General features: G+C 62.7%; 14 protein-coding genes and 1 tRNA gene. 9 read left to right on the top strand and 6 right to left on the bottom strand.

From position 1 onward, the window contains the following. Window positions 1-4: 4 nt before the first annotated feature. Entirely contained in the window at window positions 5-886 is an 882-nt protein-coding gene (locus JI744_RS01890) for an FAD:protein FMN transferase (RefSeq protein ID WP_202657688.1), read from the bottom strand. Further along, a complete protein-coding gene (locus tag JI744_RS01885; protein ID WP_202657687.1) occupies window positions 883-2,949 on the bottom strand; it encodes a 4Fe-4S binding protein in 2,067 nt (688 codons plus the stop codon). The genes JI744_RS01890 and JI744_RS01885 overlap by 4 nt, the downstream gene beginning before the upstream one ends. Before the next feature lie 407 nt (window positions 2,950-3,356). On the opposite strand from JI744_RS01885, the gene JI744_RS01880 reads away from it, so the two are divergent. From JI744_RS01880 to JI744_RS01845, 8 genes are all read left to right on the top strand, one after another. Beyond that, window positions 3,357-4,835, top strand: a complete 1,479-nt coding sequence (locus JI744_RS01880) for a sugar ABC transporter ATP-binding protein (protein ID WP_202657686.1) — start codon at window positions 3,357-3,359, stop codon at window positions 4,833-4,835. A 29-nt stretch (window positions 4,836-4,864) separates the two neighbouring features. Next, window positions 4,865-5,860: an ABC transporter permease gene (locus tag JI744_RS01875; RefSeq protein WP_202657685.1), complete on the top strand. Its 996-nt coding sequence runs from the start codon at window positions 4,865-4,867 to the stop codon at window positions 5,858-5,860. A 74-nt stretch (window positions 5,861-5,934) separates the two neighbouring features. Beyond that, on the top strand, window positions 5,935-6,918 hold the full coding sequence (locus JI744_RS01870) for a substrate-binding domain-containing protein (protein ID WP_202657684.1): 984 nt from the start codon (window positions 5,935-5,937) through the stop codon (window positions 6,916-6,918). A gap of 84 nt (window positions 6,919-7,002) precedes the next feature. Continuing rightward, a complete protein-coding gene (locus tag JI744_RS01865) occupies window positions 7,003-7,761 on the top strand; it encodes a GolD/DthD family dehydrogenase (RefSeq protein ID WP_202657683.1) in 759 nt (252 codons plus the stop codon). Window positions 7,762-7,769: 8 nt separating this feature from the next. Then, entirely contained in the window at window positions 7,770-8,762 is a 993-nt protein-coding gene (locus JI744_RS01860; protein WP_202657681.1) for a dihydroxyacetone kinase subunit DhaK, read from the top strand. 17 nt (window positions 8,763-8,779) lie between these two features. Next, window positions 8,780-9,415 carry a dihydroxyacetone kinase subunit DhaL gene (gene dhaL, locus JI744_RS01855; RefSeq protein WP_202657679.1) on the top strand — a complete coding sequence of 212 codons (636 nt, stop codon included), beginning with the start codon at window positions 8,780-8,782 and terminating at the stop codon, window positions 9,413-9,415. 58 nt (window positions 9,416-9,473) lie between these two features. Continuing rightward, on the top strand, window positions 9,474-10,127 hold the full coding sequence (gene dhaL, locus JI744_RS01850) for a dihydroxyacetone kinase subunit DhaL (protein WP_202657678.1): 654 nt from the start codon (window positions 9,474-9,476) through the stop codon (window positions 10,125-10,127). After that, entirely contained in the window at window positions 10,127-12,178 is a 2,052-nt protein-coding gene (locus JI744_RS01845; protein WP_236019198.1) for a bifunctional sugar-binding transcriptional regulator/dihydroxyacetone kinase subunit DhaK, read from the top strand. Before dhaL (JI744_RS01850) ends, JI744_RS01845 begins: the two co-directional genes overlap by 1 nt. Before the next feature lie 21 nt (window positions 12,179-12,199). Here JI744_RS01845 and JI744_RS01840 read toward each other — a convergent pair. The 4 genes from JI744_RS01840 to JI744_RS01825 all read right to left on the bottom strand — a co-directional run bounded on the left by JI744_RS01840 (window position 12,200) and on the right by JI744_RS01825 (window position 15,782). Beyond that, window positions 12,200-12,276: transfer RNA gene (locus JI744_RS01840), tRNA-Arg, on the bottom strand. A gap of 41 nt (window positions 12,277-12,317) precedes the next feature. After that, window positions 12,318-12,791 (bottom strand): GNAT family N-acetyltransferase, encoded by a 474-nt coding sequence (locus JI744_RS01835; protein WP_202657677.1) that lies wholly within the window; start codon window positions 12,789-12,791, stop codon window positions 12,318-12,320. Further along, a complete protein-coding gene (locus tag JI744_RS01830) occupies window positions 12,791-14,239 on the bottom strand; it encodes a hypothetical protein (protein WP_202657676.1) in 1,449 nt (482 codons plus the stop codon). Before JI744_RS01830 ends, JI744_RS01835 begins: the two co-directional genes overlap by 1 nt. Window positions 14,240-14,483: 244 nt before the next feature. Next, the gene (locus JI744_RS01825; protein ID WP_202657675.1) at window positions 14,484-15,782 is read right to left on the bottom strand and encodes a D-amino acid dehydrogenase; all 1,299 of its coding nucleotides are present in this window, start codon (window positions 15,780-15,782) and stop codon (window positions 14,484-14,486) included. A 330-nt stretch (window positions 15,783-16,112) separates the two neighbouring features. Here JI744_RS01825 and JI744_RS01820 point away from each other — a divergent pair, with 330 nt between their 5' ends. After that, window positions 16,113-16,715 (top strand): LolA family protein, encoded by a 603-nt coding sequence (locus JI744_RS01820; protein ID WP_202657674.1) that lies wholly within the window; start codon window positions 16,113-16,115, stop codon window positions 16,713-16,715. Window positions 16,716-16,718 lie beyond the last annotated feature (3 nt).

The following is a 16,718-nucleotide window of genomic DNA, read 5'->3' as shown; positions in this document are numbered from 1 at the left end:
ACTGTCAGGCAGCCAGCGTTGTCAGATCGCCGTCAAACCCCACCAGCGTTATGCGTCGCACCCCCGGCACCTGTGCCAGTACCCGCTCTGCCATGCTGCGCGGTGCCAGCACCAGCGCCGTCGCCAGCCCATCGGCCAGTGCCGCAATGTCCGCCTCGACCGCGATGGTAGACCACAATGCAGGCCCGCCCTGCGGATGCAGGATATGGGGCCTGCCGCCGACCAGTGTGGCCATCGGGCTGGAGGTGGCAATTGCCCCGCCCGTCAGATGCCGCAGCGCCAACTGGCCAAAGGTGGGGTCTTCGATGCCAAGCGCCCATGGGCCCCCCAGCGCCGCAAATTCGCCGATGTTCACCAGTGCCTGATCAAAGCCGTGCCGCGCCAGCAGCGCGCACACCAGATCGGTCGCAAAGCCCTGCGCAATGCCGTTGAACGTCAGCGCCTGACCGGGGGCAAGTTGCACCGCGCCCTGCCACGCCACCCGCTGCCAGCCGATTGCCTGCCGCGCCGCAACCACATCCCCCCCCTGCGCCAGCGCCTGCCACAGGGGCTGAACCGTCGGGTCGAACAGGCCATCGGTTGCGGCGTGGATATCGTCGGACAGGTGCAGCAATTGCAGCATCTGGTCGGAGGGATGATCAATCCGCCCCGCAGCATTCAGCCGCGACAGTGCCGACTGCGGATCATAAAGGCTGAACTCCCGCTCGATTGCCGCCAGAACGGCGGGCAGGTCGGCCAGCACCCGGCCTGCGGCCCCCTTTGGCCCACCTCGCAGCCGCAACGACACCTCGGCCCCCAAGGCTTGGCCCGTCCAGTCCATAGCTACAGCGCCCCCCGGCACCGCTGCTGATGCCGCCAGAATTTGCAGGAATCGCCGCCGTTTCATCTTGCCGTCCCCGCCAGTTTGCGCCCCTTGGCCGCCAGAACCAGCGGCACGCAGGTTTTTGCGTCATCGTGAATCGTCACGCAGTCAAGGCATTGGAAGCATTCGGAATATTCAATCTTCCCCTTGGCGCTGATCGCCCCATAGGGGCAGCGCACGCGGCACAACTGACAGGGCGATCCGCATTCCATCCGGCGCGGAATCCACTGCCGCATCCGCAGCAGCCCGCCAATCGCCATCAAGGCACCCAAGGGGCACATGTAGCGACAGAACCCTTTATAGGTGAACAGCCCCAGCGCCAGCCACAGACCGGCATAGGCCACATAATACCAGTCGCGCACGAAAAACGTGGTGATCGCGGTCTTGAACGGCTCGACCTCGACCGCAGTATCGATGTCATCGGGAGAGATCAGCACCGTCGCCACCAACCCGGCCAGCGCGATGTATTTCACCCATTTCAGGCGGTGGTCCCATATGGCAGACGGCTCCCACCGGGGCAGGTGCAGGCTGCGGCCAAGGGCATGGGCAAACTCTTGCAGCGCGCCAAAAGGGCACAGCCAGCCGCAGAAAAACCCGCGCCCGACCAGCACGAAACCTGCAATCGCCGCCGCCCAGATCAGCAGGGAAAAGGGATCATACAGCAGATAGGCATAGCTGCCGCCGTCCATCGCGGTGCGCAGCACGGCCAGCGGCGTGACGATGGAAAGCTGCCCCTGACCCCACCAGCCGACAAAGCCCAGCGTAAGAGCCTGCGCCCCCCGACGCGCCCAAGGAAAGGCCGGATGCGACGCCGTCCAGCGCACCGCACCCAGCAGCGCGGCCATCAGAACCACCAGATAGACCGCCAGCGCGACCATATCGCCCGCCCGGTTGCGCAGCGCCTCGCGCCAGGGTGAAATCGGGGTTGTCGCCTCGGCGCGCTTGTAGAACCGGGCATCGGTATGATGGGTCAGCGGAAAATCGACCGATCCGGGCGCCGCCTGAAACACACCGTGCAGCCGCACCGCCTGCACCTTCAGACGCCAGTCGCGTGTGGGGTCAAACCCCAGCCGCCGGTCCACCCGCAGGATCATCGCCACGCCCTGCGGCACGCCGGGCAGTGTGCCAAAGGTCAGATCGGCGTCCTTCAGCGCGACGGGCAGGCCATCCTGTTCGGCGGACAGTCGATCGGGCGCGGTGTTGCGCACGAATTCGGGGCTAACCAGTCCGTGGCGCGCGGTGTCGATCACCAGAAGTGGTTCTTCATCCGGCGACAGGTGGTGCAGCCGCGCCAGCGCCGCCAGACCGTCCGCATCCAGTACGGCCCGTGCAATCGAGGGCGGACCCAGATCAACCAGCCACAGGTCAAGATAATTGCCCGCCGCATCGGCTTTTGCCTCTGGGTCGTCATCGGCCCAGGTTGTGCCCTGAAACGCTGCATCGGCCTGCGCATTGGTGATGCGCAGATGCCCGGCCAGCCCCTGATCGACCAAGGCTTGCCAATCCAATGCCTCGGCATGGTCAGGGTCGGGCCAGGCGGGCGGGCCGACCGAGATGCCTTGCATCTTTTCGCGCGCGACTTGCAGGGTTGCCGCCATTAGGCTGTCATGCGCAATCCGCACGCTGGCGGTGGCCTTGGTCACACCGTCCAGATAGGTCAGCTCGCTGCCCGCGCCTGCTTTGCCATAGGGCGAGCCGATGGTCATGGGCTGGTTGATCGACAGCCCGGCGTATTGCTCCAGAAACCTTCGGAAAGGGGCCTCGCCCAAGCCCGAGACAAAGATCGGTTCGTTCTGCGAAATCAGGCTGACCTTGAGGAACCGCCCCTCGCCATCCAGCATGACGAACAGGTTGATAGGCGCGCCGGAAAAGCCGGGAAGGGGGGCAAGTTCCTGCGTCTCGAAGGCAAAGCCTGCCGGGGCGCCGCCCGAGTTCAGCAGCGTCCACACCCCCTTGTCGTTCACCGGATCGCCCAAGGCATAGGGCGGCTGGATCAGCGCGGCAATACCGGCCCGGTCCAGCGGTTCGGCGCTGGCCCAGGGGGAGGGGAAAAGAAACAGGAATATCCCGGCAATGATCCGCAGCATGGCAGAACCCTAGGTCGGCCAAACGGGCAGAACCATGCGACGTTCGTCCAACCCGAACCGGGCGGTCAGCAGAGGTGGTCAAGGCCAATCGCATCTCCCGCTTTGGCTTGGTCAGGGTGGCAGGGCAACAGAACATGCTGAGGTTTCGGTTCAGAGGGCAGAATCGACCAAGGAGGTCCGAGTTCTGTCCTGCGATTCTTGCAGCTTGCCTGCCCCATGGCGGATTTTGATGGCATCGTGATTGCGCGTTTGGCAGCGCAGTTTCTGTATAATATAAATAAATCAATATATTAATTGGATCCCTTCGGCGATTTATCAAAAGTCAGAGTCATATTGACATAAATCGAAAGACGCGTAGTTTTACATATGTCGAATATCTGATGATTTTTGACGCCGAGGGGGGAGACATGCAGCCAGTACTCGAGGTCACTGACCTCGCCAAAAGCTTTTCCGGCGTTCCGGCGCTGCGCGATGGTCGTTTCCGACTTCAGGCAGGATCGGTTCATGCGTTGTGTGGCGGCAACGGGGCTGGAAAATCCACCTTTCTGACCATCGTCATGGGCATCCAGCAGCGCGACGGTGGCGTGATCCGGCGCAATGGCCGCGAGGTTTCCTTTAGCAGTCCGGCAGAGGCGCTGGCCAACGGCATCGCCATGGTCGAGCAAGAGCTGTCGCCGGTGCCCGCCATGACGGTTGCCGAAAACATCTACATGGGGCGCGAACCGCTGCGCAGCTTTGGCCGCATCGACTTTGCCACCCTGAACCGTCAGACGCAGGATCTGTTGGACGGTTTCGGCTTTGCCATCCGCGCCACTTCGCTGATGATGGACCTGACCGTGGCGCAGACCCAATTGGTCGAGATTGCCAAGGCGCTGAGCTATGACGCCGAGGTCATCATTCTGGACGAACCCACCAGCGCCTTGGGCGAGGCGGAGGCAGAGTATCTGTTCGCCGCCATCGCCATGCTGAAACAGCGTGGCAAGGGCGTGATTTACGTAAGCCACCGCCTGTCTGAAATCTTTGCCATCGCCGACAGCTATACCGTGTTCCGCGATGGCCGTTTTGTGCAGGACGGCGCGATTGCCGATATCAACAAGGATCAGTTGATCCAGTTGATTGTCGGGCGGCCCCTGACAGAAGAGTTCATCAAGGACAATACGCCCAGCCCGGAACCGGCGCTGAAAGTGACCGACCTGACTGCGGCGCGTGGGGTGCGGGGTATTTCATTCACCGCTCACAAGGGCGAGATTCTGGGGATATACGGGCTGATGGGGTCAGGGCGAACCGAGGTGTTCGACCGTCTGTTCGGCCTGTCTGATGCAAAGGGCGGCAGTATTGAACTGGCAGGCAAGCCCGTGACCATAGGCACCCCGGTTGATGCCATCGCAGCAGGTATCGCCTATGTGACCGAAGACCGCAAAGGCTCGGGCCTTGTCCTGTCGGCAAGTGTGCGGGACAATCTTTGCCTTGCCACGCTGGACCGCCTGTCACCGACAGGTGTGATGCAGGCCGCGAACGAAGGCGCTTCGGCGGCCCGCATGATCGAGGAGTTGCGCATCAAGACCGCCAGCGATGCGTTGGGGGTGGCCAGCCTGTCGGGCGGCAACCAGCAAAAGGTTGTCCTTGGCAAATGGTTCCTGACCGAACCGCGCATCCTGTTGCTGGACGAACCGACACGGGGCGTCGATGTCGGCGCGAAACGCGAGATTTACCGGGTGATGTCCGAATTCGCCAAGGCGGGCGGCACGGTGTTGATGGTGTCATCCGAAACCGATGAGATTCTGGGAATGGCCGACAGGGTCATCGTCCTGAAAGACGGCAAAATGGCCGGAGAACTGCGCCGGGGGGAACTTTCGGCAGAACGATTGCTGCATCTTGCCGCCTGAAGGCGGGACGCAGAGGGAGGATCAAGACTATGGAACGGAACGAGCAGACCACGGCAGGCCCGCGCCTGACGGCGGGTGCGATTGCGCAAAAGTATGGCATACTTATCGCCCTTGCGCTGGCCTGTGTGACGCTGACCTTCATCAGCGAAAACTTCCTGACGACGCGCAACATCCTGAACGTGTTGCGGCAAACCTCGATCAACGGGGTGCTGGCCATCGGAATGACCTTTGTCATCCTGACGCGGGGCATTGACCTGTCGGTCGGCTCGCTGGTCGCGCTGACCGGGGTTGTGGCCTCGTCGTTCGCCACCACAGCCACGACCGGGTTCATTCCGGGTGCGCCCTGGCCTGCGCTGTTGGCGATTGCCATCGGGTTGGTGGTTGGCATGGCTTGTGGCGGTGTGTCGGGCACAATCGTCGCGCGGTTCCGTGTTCCCGCCTTCGTTGCGACGCTTGGCATGCTATCGGCGGCGCGGGGGCTGACGCTGCTCTATTCCGGCGGGCGGCCCATTCCGGCCCTGTCCGAGGGCTTTCGCTGGATCGGCACAGGCAGCCTGTTCGGTGTTCCGGTTCCGATCTTTGTGCTGCTAGGCACCTTTGCCGTGGCGCATTTCGTCCTGACCCAGACCCGTTTTGGCCGCCATGTCTATGCGGTGGGCGGCAACCCCCATGCCGCCAAGGTTTCCGGCCTGCCGGTCAACGGCATCCGCTTTGCGGTTTATGTGATCTCGGGTGGCCTTGCAGGTCTTGCAGGCATCATCCTTGCCGCCCGCACCGGCTCGGCCCTGCCCCAGGCGGGTATCGCCTATGAGCTGGATGCGATTGCGGCGGTTGTCATCGGCGGCACCAGCCTTGCGGGCGGCATCGGCCGGGTGTCGGGCACGCTGATCGGTGCGCTGCTGATCGGCGTCATGAACAATGGGCTCGACCTGCTTGGGGTCGAATCCTACTACCAGCAGGTCATCAAGGGCGTCCTGATCGTCGCCGCCGTCATGATGGACCGCTCGAAGAACAAGCAGGACTGATCACCCTGTCTTGCCACAGCCGGGGCGATTGGCACCGGCGACACAACCAGCGTATCCATGGGAGGAAAACGCGAATGACCAAGAAGCTTTTGACAATGGCAAGCACCCTGGCCCTTGTGGCCGGTGCGGCCTTCGCCGACGACAAGCCCAAGATCGGGGCCGCCGTCTATGGCCTGAACGCCGAGTTCATGCAGATCTGGGCGCAAGCGTTGCAAAACCACCCGGCGGTCAAGCAGGGTCTGGTCGATGTGACCGTGTTCGATGGCAAATATGACGCGCTGACCCAGCAAGATCAGTTCGAAACCATGATCACCCAAGGGTTTGATGCGATCATCTTCGTTCCGATCGACATCGAGGCCGGTGCCGCCGCCGTTGATGCCGCCGCTGCCGCCAACATCCCGGTTTTCGGGTCGAACACCCGCGTCAACAGCGACAAGCTGGCAGCCTATGTCGGGTCCGATGACGTGCAGTCGGGTTATATGGAGGCGAAATACGTCCTCGACAAGATCGGCTGCAAAGGCAACGTCGTCATCATCGAAGGTCCGGTTGGGCAATCGGCACAGATCCAGCGTCTGGAAGGCAACAAGAAGGCCCTGGCCGAATGCCCCGATGTGAAGGTGCTGGAGGATCAGACCGCGAACTGGAGCCGCGCCGAAGCGCAGACCCTGATGGAAAACTGGCTGACCGCCCATCCCGGCGAAATCAACGGCATCATCGGCCAGAATGACGAAATGGCGCTGGGCGCGATCGAGGCGGTCAAGGCCGCAGGTCTTGACCCCAAATCCTTCGCCATTGCCGGTATCGACGGCGTGACCGATGCGCTGCACGCGGTCAAGGACGGCAACATGGCGTCAATCCTGCAAGACGGGGCTGCACAGGCCCAAGGCGCGCTGGATCTGGCGATTGCTGCGGTGCTGCCCGACTACAAACCGATGTCGGAAATCTGGACAGCCTATCCCGACATGCCTTGGGCCGACGGCAAGGCCAAGGAATACAGCGTTCCATGGACGCCTGTGACTGCCGACAATGTGGATGCGCTGCTGGCCGCTCGCCAGTAACCTGACCACGACGGCATTGCTCCTGGGCCGCTCTCCCCGGCCCGGGGGCACACCACCCACGGCCCGAGCATCAAGGAACACCCCATGGCCCCTCCGACTTTCGACTTTTCACTTGCCGGCAAGATTGCCGTCGTGACCGGCGCTGCCTCGGGGATCGGCACGGCGATTGCGCAGGCCTTTGCCGCCAAGGGCGCGCGTGTGGCCTTGCTGGACATGAACCTTGAGGCGGCCTCGGCACAGGCTTCGGGCCTGAGCGGGGCGCGGGCCTTTACCTGCAACGTCACCGATGCGGCCAGCGTTGGCGCCGCAGTGGCCGCCGTTCAGGCCGAGATGGGCGGGATCGATATTCTGGTCAACAGCGCGGGCATCGTTGACCTTGCCCCCGCCGAAGAATTGACGGCCACCGCATGGGACCGCACCATTGCCGTCAACCTGACAGGCAGCTTTCTGATGGCCCAAGCCGTGGGGCGCGCGATGATTGCCGCTGGCAAGGGCGGGCGGATCGTCAATCTGGCCAGTCAGGCCGGATCGGTCGCGATTGATGGTCATGTGGCCTATTGCGCGTCGAAATTCGGTATTCTCGGCGTGACCAAGACGCTGGCGCTGGAGTGGGGCCGCCATGGGATTACCGTCAATTCCATCTCGCCAACGGTGGTTCTGACCGACCTTGGCCGCAAGGCATGGGACGGGCCGAAAGGCGAGGCGATGAAGGCGCAGATTCCCATGGGCCGCTTTGCCGAACCACATGAAATCGCGGCGGCTGCGGTGTTCCTGGCCTCATCCGAGGCTGCGATGATCAATGGCGCCGACCTGCTGGTCGATGGCGGATATACGGTGAAGTGAGAGATAACATGCAAAGATTCATCAACAATCCCGACGATCTGGTGGATGAAACCGTGGCAGGTTTCGTCAAGGCGCACCGCGATCTGGTGCATCTGGATGCGGCAAACCCGCGCGTTGTGGTGTCGAACGCAGCCCCTAAGGCGGGCCGTGTGGGCATCGTCACCGGCGGCGGGTCTGGTCACGAGCCTGCGTTCATCGGCTATGCCGGGCGCAACATGGTGGATGCGGTGGCGGTGGGGGAGCTGTTCTCCTCGCCCACGGCGAAAAGTTTTGCCGATGCGATCAAGGCCGCCAACGGCGGGGCAGGTGTTGCCGTTCTTTACGGCAATTACGCGGGCGACAACATGAACGTGAAAATGGCGGCCCGCATGGTTGCCAAGGACGGGATCGAGGTGGCCACCGTCGTCGCCAATGATGACGTCTGTTCCGCGCCGCAAGATGAACGCGCCAAGCGGCGCGGGGTGGCGGGCGAAATTTTCATGTGGAAGATCGGCGGTGCCAAGGCAGCCACCGGCGCGCCTCTGGCCGAAGTGCAGGCGGCGGCGCAAAAGGCCATCGATGCCTGCCGGTCGGTCGGCGTGGGCCTTGGACCCTGCACCCTGCCCGGCGTGGGGCACCCGAATTTCCAGATCGAACCCGGCACAATGGAGGTGGGCATCGGCCACCACGGCGAACCCGGCACAAGGATTGAGGCGTTGAAGACCGCGAGCGAGGTCGCCGACGACATGCTGAAGATCGTAATGGACGATCACGCCTTGCCCGCCGGAACCGAACTGGCGGTTCTGGTCTCTGGCCTTGGTGCGACGCCGGTGAACGAGCTTTATGTGATCTTTGACCGGATCGAGACCGGGCTGACCGCCATGGGAATGACGGTCCACAAGGCGCTGGTCGGCAACTATTTCACCTCGTTGGAAATGGTGGGGGCGACGCTGACGGTCATGGCACTTGATGCCGAACTGAAGGCGCTGCTTGATGTCGAAACCGCCTCGGCCGCACTTTGACGCATCAGGGGATCAAGATGAACGCAATCACGAATGCGGGCCAGACGGCCATTGTCGAGGAACTGGCCGAGGTGATCGTGGCCAACAAGGCTTGGCTGTCAGAAATTGACGGCAAGATCGGGGACGGTGACCACGGCATCAACATGGCCAAGGGCTTTGGCCGCACGGCAGAGCGTATTCACGGCAAGGACATGACTCTGGATGCCGCCATGCTGGTTCTGTCCGATGTGCTGATGTCGGAAATCGGCGGGTCGATGGGGCCGCTTTATGGCTTGATGTTCGAAGACATGGCAGGTGCGCTGAAAGGCCACAATCAGCTTGATGCCGAAACCTTTTCGGCCATGCTGAACGCCGGGCTGGCGGGCGTGCAGGGCGTCGGCAATGCGCAGGTCGGTGACAAAACTCTGATCGACACGCTGGTTCCCGCCGTCACCGCCTTTGATGCCGCCAAGGCGCAGGGCTTTGCCCCCGCCCTTGCCGCCATGATCACCGCCGCAGAACAGGGTCGCGACAGCACGATTGATCTGGTGGCCAAGATCGGACGGGCCAGCCGGTTGGGCGAACGGTCGCGCGGCGTGCTGGATGCCGGGGCAACCTCTTGCTGCATGATCCTGACCACGCTGGGCCATTCGGTGCTGCGGCGGCTGGCCTGACGGGCCGCGAACCGGCTCTGCCCTTGCCATGGGGCCGCGTTTAAGGCCAAGTGCGTATATGACCCAACTGGATGCCCAACAAGTCGTCTTCCTGTTTCGTGTGATTGCACGTCGTCTGGCGGATGCCAGGGTTGAACTGGGGGCGCTGGATGGTGCGATCGGCGATGCCGACCATGGCACGGCAATGGCCGATGGCTTTGCCATGGTGGTGCAATCTGGTGCCGAGGCGGCAGCACGTGGCACCGCTGCGGGCGATTTGTTCGCGGTGGCAGCCCGCGCGTTCCTGAATGCGGTGGGGGCGACATCCGGGCCACTTTATGCAAGTGCTTTCATGCGGGCAGGGCAACGGTTTGCTGGCCAAACCACGATTGCGGCAGAGGAATTGCCTGCGATTATCGGCGATTTTGCCGAAGGCATCGCAGACAGGGGCAAGGCGCGGCCCGGCGACAAGACAATGATGGATGTCTGGGCACCCGCCGCCAGAGCCGCCAGCCTGGCGGCGGAAGGGCCACTCGCGCGGCTTGATCGCGCCGTTGTCGCCGCCGAGGGGGGGCGCGATGCGACACGCGCCATGGCAGCCTCTGTCGGGCGCGCGGCACGTTTGGCCGAGCGCAGTCTTGGCCATGTCGACCCCGGAGCCGCATCGGCAGCAATCATCATTGCCGCCCTGCGTGATGGATTGGCTCCGCATCTGTCAGGCGGGCATAACTGATGGCGCCGCGCGCCATCAGCAAGGCAGGCGACGGCGACACCGTTTTCGCCATGCCATTGCGCTATGGTGACGATGCGTTGCTGTGGGCCGCGTGGCTTTATTACGAAGAGGGGCTGACCCAAAGCGATATCGCGGAAAAGATGGGATTGTCGCGCCCTTCGGTGAATGCCTATCTGGCCGATGCGCGCACGCGCGGCATCGTGAATATCGAGATTGATCCCGATAAGTTCCGCACCTTGTCCATCGCACAGGCACTGCGCGACCATTTTGGTTTGCAGGATTGCCTTGTCATTCCAACCGATGGCGGAGACAGGCCATTGATCGCCCGGCTGGGGGCTGCGGGGGCGCAGGCGCTGACGCGCTTTGTCAAATCTGGTGATACGCTGGCCGTAACCTGGGGGCGCACGGTTCTTGCCTTGGCAGAGGCCCTGGACCACCCCGGCCTTCAGGATGTGCGGGTGATCCAGGCGACCGGCGGCACCACGGCAAAAATTCCCTGGACACCAGAGGCATGTGCCGCGCGAATGGCCGAGGCGCTGAATGCCAGAAGTATTCCGATCTCTGCGCCCGCCATCGTTTCCTCTGCCGTGATGCGCAGCATGCTGATGCAGGAACCGGTTCTTGCCGAACAGCTCGCAATTCTGGCCGAGGCCGACCGGATCGTGATGGGGATTTCATCGCTCCGACCGGAAAGCACCATCCATACCAGCGGCTTTCTGGAGGGTGGGGTACAGCATGCGCATTATCAGGATGCGGTTGGAAGTATCGTCGGTCGGTTCATTGATGCGCGGGGGGAACCCGTGATCGGACCGATGCACGAACGCACCATCGGCATCGATCTGGCGGCATTGCGGCGTATCCCTCAGCGGATCGCCGTGGCCGGTGGGGTTGACAAGGTTGCAGCAATCCTTGCCGCCTTGCGCGGGGGGCATGCCAATGTTCTGGTGACGGATGCGGTTACCGGGCGCGGTATTCTTACGGCGGAGGGCTACAAGGATGCGCCGCGCCGCGCCGTTCCGTCGCAGGCCCCGCTTCCGGCGCGCAATCATGTGAAAAAGCTTATCAACGCTCCGAAAGATGCGGTGGACGAAGCGCTTAAAGGCGCACTGCTTGCACATGAGCGGTTGATCATGGCGCTGCCCGATACGCCGCGCGCGATCGTCGCGAAAGATGGCCCGCGTGCAGGCAAAGTTGGCATCGTAATCGGTGGCGGTGCCGGGCATGAACCCAGCTTTTGGGGATATGTCGGGCGTGGGCTTGCCGATGCTGCCGCTGTCGGCAATCTTTTTGCATCGCCCCCGCCGGGTCCGATCCTTGCCGCCACCCAGTTTGCGGATCGCGGGGCGGGTGTGCTTTATATCTATGGCAACTTTTCAGGCGATGTCATGAACTTTGACATGGCCGCCGAACTGGCTGCCGAAGAGCAGATTGCTGTCCGATCCATCATAACGACGGATGACATCGCCTCTTCGCCGGTCGAGTCGCGGGCGGCGCGGCGCGGCGTTGCGGGTAACGTCTTCATCTTCAAGATTGCTGGCGCCGCGGCAGACCGGATGATGCCGCTTGATACCTGCGAGTCCGTTGTGCGGCGCGCCAATGCCCGGACCTATACAATGGGTCTGGCGCTGGAGCCGGGCAGCCCACCCGAAACCCGAAGACCAAGCTTCGATCTTGGGCCGGATGAGATTGAAATCGGGGTGGGTGTTCATGGCGAACTGGGCGTGGTGCGCCAAAAGCTGATCTCTGCCGACGAAAGCGCGGATCTGCTGCTGGACCGGATACTCGCCGAAATGCACCCGTCAGAAGGGGATCAGGTCGCGGTGCTTGTCAATTCGCTGGGCAGCACTCCGGCGATGGAGCTGTACATCATCCTGCGCCGCGTCCGGCAAAGGCTCAAGGCTCGCGGTATCGGTGTTCACAGCTGCCTTGTCGGGCCATACTACACTTCGCTTGATATGGCCGGTGTCTCCCTCAGCTTGCTGCACCTCGATCCGGAGCTTGCCGCACTCCTGGAGGCACCCTGTCGGTCGGCGGCCCTTACGCTGCCTTGAAGCTCTAGTGATGGGAAAGGGTGGCGGCCCCGGAAGGATTCGAACCCTCGACCGGCCGCTTAGAAGGCGGCTGCTCTATCCAGCTGAGCTACGGGACCACGCGCCCCTTTTGCGGCAGGTTGCGCCGCCGATCAAGGCGTCAATCAAGCTGGCGGGTCATGAAAACCGAATTCGGGTCTGCGCCATAGCCCTCGAACGGGGGGCAATAGGTAAAGCCTGCCCGCTCATACAGCGCGCGGGCGGCGATGAAGGTTGGTTGTACGCCGGTTTCCAGCGACAGGCGCTTCAACCCGTCGGCCTGTGCCTCGGCAACCAGATGGGCCAGCATCTGACGCGACAGGCCGCGACCGCGATCTTCGGCCAGAACATGCATTGACTTGATCTCGGCATGGGTGGGCGAGATTCGCTTGTAGGCGCCCATGGCCACCGGGCGCCCGGCATCGCGCATCACGAAAAACGCGATGTCGGGACTATCCAGCTCCGAGGCATCCATCATATGGATGCTTTCGGGTGGCGTGTCGGCGTGCATGTCTGCCGTGTGGCGTTCGAACAACAGCGCCAGGTCCGGCCCCGTCGGGCTTTCGCGCGAAATGACCAGACCCGGCGTTGCCATTACTGTGCCATCCCGGACAGGTCGGTGCCGTTGATCAGCATGCCGCCAGCGGCCGTCGTCTCCAGCTCCCATATCAGCGCGCCACCGTCGCCGGGCTTGGCCATGCCGGTCGCCATGGCAAGGAAGGGGGCGAACTGCTGGTTGATCTCAGGCGGAGCGGCCTGAACCGTAGCGGTCACCTTGTCCATCCCGGTCAGCGAGACCGTGGCTTTGCCGACAGGAACCGTGGTTTGCGGCCCGAACGAAAGGGTGCCGGTGTAACCCAGCGTGTAGTCAGGGGCGGTGGTGGTCCCGGGGGCGATGGTCAGGTCAACCACGCCTTCGGGCAACAGGGCGGCCAGCAATTGCTGTTCGACCTCTGGGCCGACGGGCGGCTCTTTCGTCAGGTCGGCAGCTTGCAGGAACAGACGCACCGGCGCATCAAGGTTAAAGCGTGACAGGCCGAAATCCAGCGTCACATCGCTGGGCACCAGTGTGGTGGCCCATTCGGGCACCAGGCCCGGCGGCAGGGTCAGGCCGCTGATGGCGATGGCTTCGCGCACCAGACCCGTTTCGACAATGCCATTGGCCTCAACATCCACCTTGGCGGTGGCAATCGACAGCGGACCCATAGGCGTTTCAACCGACACACCCCCCATCGCGGCATTGGCCGTCAGGTGATTAAAGATCGGCAGCCCTTCGGTCACGATGGTTTTCAGATCGCCCTGCTTGGCGGCAATCGCGGCGGCCTCGGGGTTGGCGACGAAAAAGGCGACCAGCTTGTAAACCGCATCGGGGCGCAGGCCCTGAACCACGCCATTGCCGGTGTAGTCATTGGCCTTCACGCCGATCACGGTTGGCGGAATGCCCTCGCCGCCGGGGATGGTGAAGGTTTCGGCAAAGCCGGTCGCCGAATAGGTCATGGTGCTATCGACACCGCCATTGGCCCCCGCAACCGCCGTGCTGTCATACTGGGTCGAGGCGACCGAATACTGCACATCGGTGGTGGTGCCGGCCGGATCGGTGACCAGTTCCTTCATCTGAAGGTCGGTGATCGTGGTCGAAGATGTCGAGAACGACTGGAGCGCCTCATCGAACGTGCCGGTGCCCTCGAGGTTGGCGATGTTCAGGCTGATGTCGGCCTTGCCCGGCGCTTTCACCGTCAGCGCAAAGCTTTGGTCCTGCGCATAGGCCCAGGTGTCATCACCATTGTCGGTCAGTTGGAAGGTGATCGGCGTGACAGTGGCCTCGCCCGCCTCTGCCGGAAGTTTGGCCAGCAGGGGGGTGAAGTCGATCTTCACACCGTAAGCATCGCCCTCGGGCGCGACCGAGACGACACCGGCGGTAGCACCGAGATAGGTCTGCAAGGTCGCGGTCAGCTCTGCCGCGCCTTCGGGCGTGGCTTGGGCCAATGCGGTGGTGCCCCACAGGGCGGCGGTCAGGGCAAGCGGAAAGGAAAAATGGCGCAAGGTAATCCTCCTCGTGGCGCATAGGCCAAATGGGTTGGAGTGGCGGGACGCACACCGGAACCTGTGGGCGAGACAGCAAAAATCCCTTGCGAAGTCAATTGCGAGATTCCAGCCCTGTCTGTGCGCGGCGGTTGCGGTTCAGGCCGACACGGCTGAAGGAAATTTGTGGTAAACTTATGACATGAATGAAGAAAGCGCCGGAAAATCCAACGCTTTCGCGGCATTTGTCTAACCTGAACTGGCCTCAGGCGGCGACGGGCTGTCGCCCGGTCTGGCTGCGCAGGGGTGCGCGCAGATAGCGGGCATAGCCCAGATCGGCATGCTCGATCTCTGCCGCCCGACCCGACATAAGGTCGGCCAGCAGGCGGCCCGACCCTGCTGCCATGGTCCAGCCCAGCGTGCCGTGCCCGGTGTTCAGGAACAGGTTGGACAGGCTGGAGCGGCCTACAATGGGCGTGCCATCGGGTGTCATCGGGCGAAGGCCGGTCCAGAAGGTGGCCTTGGTCTGGTCGCCCGCGCCGCCGAACAGATCCTCGACCGAATGCACCAGCGTCTCGCGGCGTTTCTCACGCAAGGTCAGGTCAAAGCCGGCAATTTCGGCCATGCCACCGGCGCGGATCCGGTCGCCCAGGCGGGTGATCGCCACCTTGTAGGTTTCATCCATCACCGTCGATTCCGGAGCCTTTGAGGCATCGGTGATCGGCACGGTGATCGAATACCCTTTTACCGGATAAACCGGCAGAGACATGCCCAAGGGCCGCGCCAAAGCCGGAGAATAGCTGCCCAAAGCCAGCACGAAGGCATCTGCCGTAACGCGCCCGGCATCGGTGCGCACGCCAACCACGCGGCCCGCCTCGGCCTCCAGCGCTTGAATCCCCACCTTCCAGCGGAAGGTCACGCCCGCCGCCTTGGCCAGTTCCATCAGCGCATTGGTGAATTTAAAGCAATCGCCGGTTTCATCCCCCGGCAGGCGCAGCCCGCCTGCGATCTTGTCGCGACTGGTGGCCAGACCCGGTTCGGCGGCGATGCAGCCCACGGCGTCCAGCACCTCGAACGGCACGCCATCGGCCTTCAGAACCTTGATGTCCTTGGCCGCTGCTTCCACCTGCTTTTCGGTGCGGAACAGTTGCAGGGTGCCCTTGGTCCGTTCGTCATAACTGATGCCGGTGTCGGCGCGTAGCGCGATCAGGCAATTGCGGCTGTATTCGGCCAACCGCACCATCCGGCTTTTGTTGACGGCATAGGCCGCCGAAGTGCAGTTCGACAGCATCCGCGCCATCCACGAAATCGTCGCCCAATCGGCGCGCGGCTGGATGATCAGCGGCGCATGGCGCATGAACAGCCACTTCATCGCCTTCATCGGAATGCCCGGCGCGGCCCAAGGGCTGGCATAGCCGGGGCTGACCTCGCCTGCATTGGCGAAAGAGGTTTCCAGCGCGGGGCCGTCCTGCCGGTCGATCACCGTCACCTCATGGCCCGCGCGGGCCAGATACCAGGCCGAAGTCACGCCGATCACGCCTGCGCCAAGAACAACGACTTTCATCTGCCTCTCCTGCCCGTTCGCTGTGGGAATTCGGGCAGGATAGGCAAATCCTCTGGCAGTTCTTGGCAAAGTTGGTGCTTTGGATACCTGTTTTCAGAAGATAATTCGATATATATGAAAATTGTCCGTGCTTTATTCTGCATAATTTCCAATCATACGCGTCTTTCTTGCGTAAAAAACGGCATCCAAGCAAGGAAACCTGTCTTGGCCTGTCTTTCGCCGACGTCCCGCCAAGCCGCTGAAATCGGGTGGTTTCTGTTACAGGCAACTCGCCGCCATGTGACCGGGGCAGGGGGTGCAGGCGGCGTTGGTTCGGCCTATATAGGGGGTATGAACAGACGCACCGCCCTTTTGGCCCCGCTTGCCCTGATCGCCCTGACGCTGCCCGCCGTGGCCGCGCCGATTCCGCTGGCCGATCTGTCGGCCTATCTGAACACGATTTCTTCGGTTCGGACGGACTTTACCCAGGTGAATTCCGATGGGTCGGTCGTGCTGGGCAAGTTGTTCATCCAGCGGCCCGGGCGGGTGAGGTTCGAATACGCGCCCCCTGACAAAAGTCTGGTGCTGGCCTCGTCCGGGAATGTGGCGATTTTTGATGCCAAGTCGAACCAGCCGCCCGAACAATATCCGCTGCGCCGCACGCCGCTTAGCCTTATTCTGGCCGACAAGATCAACTTGGGCAAAGCCAAGATGGTCATGGGCCATAAAGAGGTGGACAACACCACCCGCGTGATCGCGCAAGACCCCGAGCATCCCGAGTATGGCACGATCGAACTGGTGTTTACCGCCAGCCCGGTGACGTTGCGTCAGTGGATCATCACCGATGATGTCGGACAGCAGACCACCGTGATCCTTGGCGATCTGACCACCGGCAAGGGCTTTGCCCCCGGCTTTTTCAACATCAAGGATGAGATTGAGCGGCGGCAGAACTAGGCC

This window comes from Fuscibacter oryzae (assembly GCF_016765795.1).
Classification (GTDB): domain Bacteria; phylum Pseudomonadota; class Alphaproteobacteria; order Rhodobacterales; family Rhodobacteraceae; genus Fuscibacter; species Fuscibacter oryzae.
Note: the sequence above shows the minus strand (reverse complement) of the source record. Positions and strands in the feature narration are given on the sequence as shown.

Bases quoted from the DNA above. Each gene is read 5' to 3' on its own strand.
- JI744_RS01880 (WP_202657686.1), top strand. From the start codon at position 3,357: ATGCAGCCAGTACTCGAGGTCACTGACCTCGCCAAAAGCTTTTCCGGC.
- dhaL (WP_202657678.1), top strand. From the start codon at position 9,474: ATGACCCAACTGGATGCCCAACAAGTCGTCTTCCTGTTTCGTGTGATT.
- JI744_RS01885 (WP_202657687.1), bottom strand. From the start codon at position 2,949: ATGCTGCGGATCATTGCCGGGATATTCCTGTTTCTTTTCCCCTCCCCC.
- JI744_RS01825 (WP_202657675.1), bottom strand. From the start codon at position 15,782: ATGAAAGTCGTTGTTCTTGGCGCAGGCGTGATCGGCGTGACTTCGGCC.
- JI744_RS01820 (WP_202657674.1), top strand. From the start codon at position 16,113: ATGAACAGACGCACCGCCCTTTTGGCCCCGCTTGCCCTGATCGCCCTG.
- JI744_RS01870 (WP_202657684.1), top strand. From the start codon at position 5,935: ATGACCAAGAAGCTTTTGACAATGGCAAGCACCCTGGCCCTTGTGGCC.
- JI744_RS01860 (WP_202657681.1), top strand. From the start codon at position 7,770: ATGCAAAGATTCATCAACAATCCCGACGATCTGGTGGATGAAACCGTG.
- JI744_RS01890 (WP_202657688.1), bottom strand. From the start codon at position 886: ATGAAACGGCGGCGATTCCTGCAAATTCTGGCGGCATCAGCAGCGGTG.
- JI744_RS01835 (WP_202657677.1), bottom strand. From the start codon at position 12,791: ATGGCAACGCCGGGTCTGGTCATTTCGCGCGAAAGCCCGACGGGGCCG.
- JI744_RS01865 (WP_202657683.1), top strand. From the start codon at position 7,003: ATGGCCCCTCCGACTTTCGACTTTTCACTTGCCGGCAAGATTGCCGTC.
- dhaL (WP_202657679.1), top strand. From the start codon at position 8,780: ATGAACGCAATCACGAATGCGGGCCAGACGGCCATTGTCGAGGAACTG.
- JI744_RS01875 (WP_202657685.1), top strand. From the start codon at position 4,865: ATGGAACGGAACGAGCAGACCACGGCAGGCCCGCGCCTGACGGCGGGT.
- JI744_RS01845 (WP_236019198.1), top strand. From the start codon at position 10,127: ATGGCGCCGCGCGCCATCAGCAAGGCAGGCGACGGCGACACCGTTTTC.